General features: G+C 72.5%; 8 protein-coding genes. 1 reads left to right on the top strand and 7 read right to left on the bottom strand.

Annotation, left to right across the window (positions count from 1 at the left end; genetic code table 11):
* The first annotated feature begins 598 nt into the window (after positions 1 to 598).
* Positions 599 to 2,461, top strand: a complete 1,863-nt coding sequence (locus B7L92_RS10385) for an AAA family ATPase (RefSeq protein ID WP_081237136.1) — start codon at positions 599 to 601, stop codon at positions 2,459 to 2,461.
* A gap of 37 nt (positions 2,462 to 2,498) precedes the next feature.
* Here the strand turns inward: B7L92_RS10385 and B7L92_RS10390 are convergent, their stop codons facing one another.
* The 7 genes from B7L92_RS10390 to ribA form a co-directional block, all read right to left on the bottom strand.
* A complete protein-coding gene (locus B7L92_RS10390) occupies positions 2,499 to 3,665 on the bottom strand; it encodes a hemolysin family protein (RefSeq protein ID WP_081237137.1) in 1,167 nt (388 codons plus the stop codon).
* Positions 3,662 to 4,993, bottom strand: coding sequence for a hemolysin family protein (locus tag B7L92_RS10395; RefSeq protein WP_081237138.1), 1,332 nt, complete (start codon positions 4,991 to 4,993; stop codon positions 3,662 to 3,664). The genes B7L92_RS10390 and B7L92_RS10395 overlap by 4 nt, the downstream gene beginning before the upstream one ends.
* 248 nt (positions 4,994 to 5,241) lie before the next feature.
* Positions 5,242 to 5,712: a PH domain-containing protein gene (locus B7L92_RS10400; protein ID WP_004990767.1), complete on the bottom strand. Its 471-nt coding sequence runs from the start codon at positions 5,710 to 5,712 to the stop codon at positions 5,242 to 5,244.
* Positions 5,713 to 5,733: 21 nt separating this feature from the next.
* On the bottom strand, positions 5,734 to 6,597 hold the full coding sequence (gene hisG / locus B7L92_RS10405) for an ATP phosphoribosyltransferase (protein ID WP_081237139.1): 864 nt from the start codon (positions 6,595 to 6,597) through the stop codon (positions 5,734 to 5,736).
* Between the two features lie 47 nt (positions 6,598 to 6,644).
* The gene (locus B7L92_RS10410; protein ID WP_004990764.1) at positions 6,645 to 6,917 is read right to left on the bottom strand and encodes a phosphoribosyl-ATP diphosphatase; all 273 of its coding nucleotides are present in this window, start codon (positions 6,915 to 6,917) and stop codon (positions 6,645 to 6,647) included.
* Positions 6,918 to 6,951: 34 nt separating this feature from the next.
* Entirely contained in the window at positions 6,952 to 7,437 is a 486-nt protein-coding gene (ribH, locus tag B7L92_RS10415) for a 6,7-dimethyl-8-ribityllumazine synthase (RefSeq protein ID WP_004990761.1), read from the bottom strand.
* 19 nt (positions 7,438 to 7,456) lie between these two features.
* A partial coding sequence (ribA, locus tag B7L92_RS10420) for a GTP cyclohydrolase II (RefSeq protein WP_255310849.1) occupies positions 7,457 to 8,154 on the bottom strand: 698 nt, incomplete at its 5' end.

Genomic DNA, 8,154 nt, shown 5'->3' on the forward strand with positions numbered 1-8,154 from the left:
CGGGTGGGTCGGGGCGGAGCGCGAGCATTTCGCCGGCGACCCCTCGCGGCCCTTCGCCGACCTTCTGGTGCGGCAGGGCGACGAGGGGTACGAGGTGATTCCCGGGCCTGCCGGGACCGCCGAATCCGGCCCTCCGTTCACACACGGTGACGGACCGTCCGCAGTGTGGTGATCCTGTGAAGAGCGGTGCCGGACAAGTTGCCCGAGTGCCCCAACACGGCTTGACCAGGGGGCCGTACAGGACTTACGTTCTCAATGCGCGGCCATCAGGAGCCGCCCGCAGACGCGAAGCCCCCGGTTGTTCCCCCGTGATCGGGGGCTTCGTTCTGCCCTTTTCGCGTTCCGCGGGCGCCCAGTGGCATATGACGATCACCCTCGGTCACGACGCCCGTTCCGCGCTCCCCTCCCGCCGCGCCCCCGTGGCGTGCACGGCACCCTACGGAGGTGACGCCGCCGCAGGTACGATGCACCTCGGTGCGACCTACGGACGCTGCTTCGCGCACCTTGCAACTCCGGTCCGCGGCGCAGAGGTTCGACCACAGGGAGCCGACGGACGAGGGCCGGCACACCGACGGGGGCACGGTTCGTGGGGGACGTGATGGACTTCGGCACGCAGGGCCCGCAGCCCCCGGCCGACCTCGCCTGGCTGCGGGGCGTGGACGCCTACACGATGGGCGCCTATCCGCAGGCGGAGGAGGAGTTCCGGGCCGCGGTGCGGATCGACCCGGGCATGGCCGACGGCTGGCTCGGACTGCACGCGCTGCGCGTCGACACGACGACGGCGCTGCTGAGGATGTTCCGGCACCGGGACCGCTTCGGCGAACAGCGCGCCCGGCACCGGCGCACCCTCAACTCCTGGTACTGGCTGGGCTGGTGGGTGCAACCGGTGCTGGAGAGCCCCCGCGACCTGCTGCTGGCGCACGCCTCCCACTGGCTGGACGGACGCCACGTCCCCGAGCTGGACCGGGCGCTCGCCGGGCTGCCCCCGGTGGACACCGATGCGCAGGTCCGGTTCCTGCACTCCTGCCGCGCCTACCTGGTCAAGGACTGGGAGCAACTCGTCCGGCACACCGACCCGTTGCTCGACGACCCGGTGCTCGGCATCGAGGCGGGTCTGTTCGGCGGCATGGCCCGGGTCCGCCTGGAGATGTACGGGCAGGCCGAACCGCTGCTGTCGGCGGCTCTGATGCGGTGCCGCAGCGAACAGCCGCAGCGCAAGGAACTGCGCTACTGGCTGGCGCGCGCCCACGAGGGGACGGGGCGCACCGCCGCGGCGCTCCCGCTGTACCGGGCCGTGCACCGGGTCGACCCGGCCTTCATGGACACCGCGGCCCGGCTCGCCGCGATCACCGAAGGCGACGGGTACGACGAGTCCGCCGACCTCGCCGCGATCACGCTCACCGGCGCGGGCCAGGACGCGGTGGACGGCCCGGACACGCTCGACCCGCTCTTCGGCACCGAGGGCCGCGACCTCAGGCTCTCCGAGCCCGAGCCGCCGCCCGCCCCCCTCCCGCCGGTCATCGGTCCGGCGGTGCGCGAGAAGGCGGGCGCCTCGGTGTCCTCCCTGCCCACGGGCCCCACCGATCCCGCGTTACTGGAGGAGGCGCTCGCCGAACTGGAGCGCATGGTGGGTCTGGAGCCGGTGAAACGGCAGGTCAAGGCGTTGTCGGCGCAGCTGAACATGGCCCGGCTGCGGGCCGGGCAGGGACTGCCGGTGCAGCCGCCGAAACGCCACTTCGTCTTCTCCGGCCCCTCCGGCACCGGCAAGACCACGGTGGCCCGCATCCTGGGCCGCGTCTTCTACGCCCTCGGCCTGCTCGGCGGCGACCACCTGGTGGAGGCCCAGCGGGCGGACCTGGTCGGCGAGTACCTCGGGCAGACGGCCGTGAAGGCCAATGAACTGATCGACTCCGCGCTCGGTGGCGTGCTGTTCGTCGACGAGGCCTACGCCCTCTCCAACTCCGGTTACGGCAAGGGCGACGCGTACGGCGACGAGGCGCTCCAGGTGCTGCTGAAACGGGCCGAGGACAACCGCGACCACCTGGTGGTGATCCTGGCCGGCTATCCGGAGGGCATGGACCGGTTGCTGGCCGCCAACCCCGGACTGTCCTCGCGCTTCACCACCCGCGTGGACTTCCCCTCCTACCGCCCCGGCGAACTCACCGAGATCGGCAAGGTGCTCGCCGCCGAGAACGGCGACCTGTGGGACGAGGAGGCGCTGGAGGAGCTGCGGTCGGTCGCCGGGCACGTGGTGGACCAGGGGTGGATCGACGAGCTGGGCAACGGGCGGTTCCTGCGGACGCTGTACGAGAAGAGCTGCGCGTACCGGGACCTGCGGTTGTCGGTGTACCCGGGCACCCTGACGCGGGAGGACCTGGCGACGCTGCGGCTGCCGGATCTGATGCAGGCGTACGGAGAGGTGCTGTCGGGCAGAGGGCCGCAGGACCCGCCGTCGGCGTGACGCCGGCGGATCCCGCGGCACGGGCCGCGGCCCGGGTTCAGCCGGTGAGCGCTTCCTCCTGGGCGCCGCTCCTGGACCCGGTCGGCCCGGCCCCGGCCGTGCCGACCGCGGTGCCGTCCGCCCCTGTCTCCGTTCCCGTCTCCGCTCCCGTCTCCGGCTCGGTGTCCGGCGCCGCCCCGGGCTCCTCCCGGTGCGCGGGATCGCGTACCTCGCCCACCAGGAGCTCCAGGACGTCCTCCAGGGCGACCAGGCCCAGTACCCTGCCGGACGCGTCGGCCACCTGGGCGAGATGGGTCGCGGCGCGGCGCATCACGGTGAGGGCGTCGTCCAGCGGGAGTTCGGGCCTCAGGGTCGTCATGGGCCGCCAGAGCCGCCGGGGCACGGCCCGCTCGACGTCCTCCAGGTCCAGTACGTCCTTCACGTGCAGATAGCCCAGGAAGGCGCCGTCGGCCGCGGCCACCGGGAAGCGGGAGTATCCCGTGCGTGCGGTGAGCTCCACGATCCGTGCCGGGGTGGCCTCGGGGTCGACCGTCACCAGCGACTCGTGCCCCAGCAGCACGTCCGTGACCGGGCGGGAACCCAACTCCAGGGCGTCCTCCAGACGTTCGGCCTCCTCGGGGTCGAGGAGGCCCGCCTGGCCGGCGTCCTCCACGAGCCGGTTGAGCTGCTCGCTGGTGAAGACGGCCTCGACCTCGTCCTTCGGCTCCACGCGGAAGAGCCGCAGGACGGCCCGGGCGCAGGCGCCGAACGCGGCGGTGACCGGCCCGCACAGGCGGGCGAACCAGACCAGGCCGGGGCTCAGCCACAGCGCGGCCTTCTCGGGGGCCGCCATCGCGAGGTTCTTCGGGACCATCTCGCCGACGACGAGGTGGAAGAAGACCACGACGGCGAGCGCGACGACGTAGCCGAGCGGGTGGATCATGCCGTGCGGCAGGTGGATCCACTCGAAGACCGGCTCCAGCAGGTGGGCGACCGTCGGTTCGGCGACCGCGCCGAGCGTCAGCGAGCAGACGGTGATGCCGAACTGGGCCGCCGCCATCATCTGCGGCAGATGCTCCAGGCCGTACAGGACCTGGCGGGCGCGGGCGGTGCCGAGCGGTTCGACCTGGCTGCGGCGGACCGACACGAGCGCGAACTCGGCGCCGACGAAGAAGCCGTTGGCGAGCACGAGCAGCGCGGCGAGGAGGAGGGGCAGCACGCTCATCCGGCCGCCTCCACGAGCGGCAGCGGAGCCGTCCTGACCAGCCGGAGCCGTTCCGCGCGGTAGTGGCCGACCCGGCGCACCGACAGCCGCCAGCCGGGCAGTTCCGCGTGGTCGCCGACGGCCGGGATCCGGCCGAGCAGATCGGCGACCAGCCCGGCGACCGTCTCGTACGGGCCCTCGGGCACCTCCAGGCCCATGCGCCGCAGGACGTCGACGCGGACGCCGCCGTCGACGTCCCAGGCGGGGTTGCCGCCCTCCGGCGGGGCGGCGACGAGCTCGGGGACGTCCTGTCCGTCGTGCTCGTCGCGGACCTCGCCGACGATCTCCTCGACGATGTCCTCCAGCGTGACGACGCCGGCGGTGCCGCCGTACTCGTCGACGACGACCGCGATGGGCTGCTCGCTGCGCAGCCGCGTCAGCAGCGGCCGTACGGGCAGGGTCTCGGGGACGAGCAGCGCCGGGCGGGCGATGCGGCCCACGGGGGTGCGCAGCCGGTCGCGCACGGGGACCGCGAGGGCGTCCTTGAGGTGGACCATGCCGACGATCTCGTCGATCCGCTCCCGGTAGACGGGGAAGCGGGACAGACCGGTGGCCCGGGTGAGGTTGACGACGTCCTCGGCGGTCGCCGAGGACTGCAGGGCGCTGACCTTCACGCGCGGGGTCATGACGTGCTGCGCGGTCAGCTCGCCCAGGGACAGAGTGCGCACGAAGAGGTCCGCGGTGTCCTGTTCCAGGGCGCCGGCCCGGGCGGAGTGCCGGGCCAGGGAGACGAGTTCGCCGGGGGTGCGGGCGGAGGCCAGCTCCTCGGCGGGCTCGATCCCCAGGGCGCGCACCAGGCGGTTGGCGACGGCGTTCAGCCCGGCGATGACCGGGCGGAACAGGCGCGCGAAGACGTGCTGCGGGCCGGCGACGAAGCGCGCGACCTGCAGGGGGCGGGAGACCGCCCAGTTCTTGGGGACGAGCTCGCCGATCACCATCTGCACGGCCGAGGCCAGCAGCATGCCGACGACGATCGAGACGCCGGGTACGGCGCCCGCGGGGATGCCGGTCGCCGCGAACGGGCCGCCCAGCAGCCGGGCGAGCGCCGGTTGGGCGAGCATGCCGACGACCAGGGAGGTGAGGGTGATGCCGAGCTGGGTGCCGGAGAGCTGGAAGGACAGCTCCTTTAGGGACTCGACGACACGGCGGGCGCGCCGGTCTCCGTCGGCCGCGGCCCGCTCGGCGTCCGGTCGCTCGACGGTGACCAGGCCGAACTCGGCGGCCACGAAGAATCCGTTGGCGAGGATCAGCAGGAAAGCGGCTGCCAGGAGCAGCAGGGGGGTGGTCATGATGCCGCCGCCTCCGCATCAGTGCGTCCCTGGTGGAATCGGTCCGCGCTATGTCGGCAGGGGGCGGCGCAGGTACTGCAGGACGATCCGTCCATCGCCGGAGGGAGTCACTCCTCGGGTAGCAGGATCCCCTGGTGCGCCGGGCGGGGCAGCAGGGGCGAAGGCGCGGTCGTCGCGCCTTCGCCCACCAGATTAATCACCGCGGGGGTGGCCACGGCAGGGTGAACGACTCCGACGTGTCCCGCGCCTCAGTCCCGGGTCGGCTCCGGTCCGGCCGTGGAACGGGCCTCGACGAGTGCCCGCAGGGCCCGGGCGTCGGCGATGGCCCGCTGCCTGGCCATGCCCGGCTGGATGCCGAGCGCGGGCAGGCTGGTGCCGTCGCTGAGGTCCAGGAAGACCCACGGATCACCCGACCGGAGATTCACCTGAAGGATCTCCGGCCATTCCAGGCGGCGCTTGTTCGTGATGTTGACGACGGTGACGCCCGTCTCGTCGGCGACGACCTTCGGCCGTGCCAGCAGGCACAGCACGCCCGCCAGCAGCGCGGCGGTGAACACGAAGCTGATCCGCTCTCCCGCGCCGAGCTGCGGCAGCAGCAGGGCGACCAGGGTGATGACCACGAAGAGCGCGGCGGCGGCCACGAGCAGCACCACTCGGGTGCTGCGCGGCCGGAAGGTGACGGGCAGGGCGGGGAGCCCGCCCTGGCTGGCGTCCGACATGGTGGTGCTCCGGGGGCGCGGTCAGAGGCGGCAGGCGTGGATGGCGGTGGTGAGGATGGCGCGTGCGCCGATGTCGTAGAGGTCGTCCATGATCCGCTGGGCCTCCTTGGACGGGACCATCGCGCGGACGGCGACCCAGCCCTCGTTGTGCAGCGGGGACACGGTCGGGGACTCCAGGCCCGGGGTCAGCGCGACGGCCTTCTCCAACTGCTCGACCCGGCAGTCGTAGTCCATCATCACGTACGTCCGCGCGACCAGGACGCCCTGGAGGCGGCGCAGGAACTGCTGCACCTTGGGCTCGACGGTCCCGTCGGCCTCGCCGGCGCCGTCGGCGCGGCGGACGACGACCGCCTCGGACTTCATGATCGGCTCACCGAAGGCCTCCAGGCCCGCGTTGCGCAGGGAGGTGCCGGTCTCGACGACGTCGGCGATGACCTCGGCGACGCCCAGCTCGATGGCGGTCTCGACGGCGCCGTCGAGGTGGACGACGGAGGCGTCGATGCCCTGGTCGGCCAGGTGCTTCGCGACGATGCCCTCGTAGGAGGTGGCGACCGTCTTGCCGTTCAGGTCGCTCAGGCTGCTCGCCGTGCCGGGCTTGGTGGCGTAGCGGAAGGTGGAGCGGGCGAAGCCCAGCGGGAGGATCTCCTCGGCCCTGGCGCCGGAGTCGACGAGCAGGTCGCGGCCGGTGATGCCGATGTCGAGGCGGCCGGAGGAGACGTAGATCGCGATGTCGCGGGGGCGGAGGTAGAAGAACTCGACCTCGTTCCCCGGGTCGACGATCCGCAGTTCCTTGGACTCGCGGCGCTGCTGGTAGCCGGCCTCATGCAGCATCTCCGCCGCAGGGCCGGACAGTGAACCCTTGTTGGGGACGGCGATGCGCAGCATGAGGTCGGCTTCCTTCGTGTGGCGGGGGTGTCGGCGGGAACGCGCGGTCACAGGTGGGCGTAGACGTCGTCGAGGGAGATGCCGCGGGCGACCATCATCACCTGGACGTGGTACAGCAGCTGCGAGATCTCCTCGGCGGCCGCCTCCTTGCCCTCGTACTCGGCGGCCATCCAGACCTCGGCGGCCTCCTCGACGACCTTCTTCCCGATGGCGTGGACGCCCTTGTCCACCAGCTCGGCGGTGCGGGAGGTGGCGGGATCGCCGTGGGCGGCCTTGTGCTGGAGCTCGGTGAAGAGCTCCTCGAACGTCTTCTTGGACATGGTGGTCCTTACCCTACGCGGTGACGGGCGTTCCTCACCGCCAGGGTTCGGATACTGAACGCAGCGTCGCCGCGGTCGCCACCGCCGCGGTGACCGCCTCGTGCCCCTTGTCCTCGCTGGAGCCGGCCAGTCCGGCGCGGTCCAGGGCCTGCTCCTCGGTGTCGCAGGTGAGCACGCCGAAGCCGACGGGCACACCGGTGTCGACCGAGACCTGGGTGAGGCCCTGGGTGACGCCCTGGCACACGTAGTCGAAGTGGGGCGTGCCGCCCCGGATGACGACGCCGAGGGCGACGACCGCGTCGTAGCCCCGGCCGGCCAGGACCTTGGCGACGACCGGGAGCTCCCAGCTGCCGGGGACCCTGAGCAGGGTCGGCTCGTCGATGCCGAGGTCGTGCAGGGCGCGCAGGGCGCCGTCGACCAGTCCGTCCATCACCTTCTCGTGCCACTGCGCCGCGATGACGGCGACCCGCAGGTCCCCCACGTCCCGTACGGACAGTTCCGGTGCACCCTTGCCGCTCACGTGTCTCCTCGGTGTTCTCTTACTGGTTGCCGCAGGCGGGCACGGTCGGCGTGTCCAGCCAGGGCAGGTCGTGGCCCATCCGGTCCCGCTTGGTGCGCAGGTAGCGGAGGTTGTGCTCGCTCGCGGTGACGGGCATCGGCTCGCGGCCGACGACCTCGATGCCGTGCCGGACGAGCGCCTCGGACTTGTCGGGGTTGTTGGTCATCAGGCGGACGCTGCGCACCCCGAGGTCGGCGAGGATCCGCGCGCCGGCGCCGTAGTCGCGGGCGTCGGCGGGCAGGCCGAGCTCGAGGTTGGCGTCGAGGGTGTCCCGGCCGCGCTCCTGGAGCTCGTAGGCGCGCAGCTTGGACATCAGGCCGATGCCGCGTCCCTCGTGTCCGCGCAGGTAGACCACCACGCCCCGGTCCTCCTTCCGGATGCGCTCCAGGGAGGCGTCCAGCTGGGGGCCGCAGTCGCAGCGCCGGGAGCCGAAGACGTCGCCGGTGAGGCACTCGGAGTGGACGCGGACGAGGACGTCCTCGCCGTCGCCGATCTCGCCGTGGACGAGGGCGACGTGCTCGACGCCGTCGACGGTGGAGCGGTAGCCGTAGGCGGCGAAGGTGCCGTGCGCGGTGGGCAGGTGCACCTCGGCCTCGCGGCGGACGGTGGGCCCGGGCGAGGGCACCTCCTGCTCGAGCGGGGTCTCGCGGGGAGCCTCCCTGTTTCTTATACACAACT

Source organism: Streptomyces viridosporus, assembly GCF_002078235.1.
GTDB classification, from domain to species: domain Bacteria; phylum Actinomycetota; class Actinomycetes; order Streptomycetales; family Streptomycetaceae; genus Streptomyces; species Streptomyces viridosporus.

Bases quoted from the DNA above. Each gene is read 5' to 3' on its own strand.
- B7L92_RS10385 (WP_081237136.1), top strand. From the start codon at position 599: ATGGACTTCGGCACGCAGGGCCCGCAGCCCCCGGCCGACCTCGCCTGG.
- B7L92_RS10390 (WP_081237137.1), bottom strand. From the start codon at position 3,665: ATGAGCGTGCTGCCCCTCCTCCTCGCCGCGCTGCTCGTGCTCGCCAAC.
- B7L92_RS10395 (WP_081237138.1), bottom strand. From the start codon at position 4,993: ATGACCACCCCCCTGCTGCTCCTGGCAGCCGCTTTCCTGCTGATCCTC.
- B7L92_RS10400 (WP_004990767.1), bottom strand. From the start codon at position 5,712: ATGTCGGACGCCAGCCAGGGCGGGCTCCCCGCCCTGCCCGTCACCTTC.
- hisG (WP_081237139.1), bottom strand. From the start codon at position 6,597: ATGCTGCGCATCGCCGTCCCCAACAAGGGTTCACTGTCCGGCCCTGCG.
- B7L92_RS10410 (WP_004990764.1), bottom strand. From the start codon at position 6,917: ATGTCCAAGAAGACGTTCGAGGAGCTCTTCACCGAGCTCCAGCACAAG.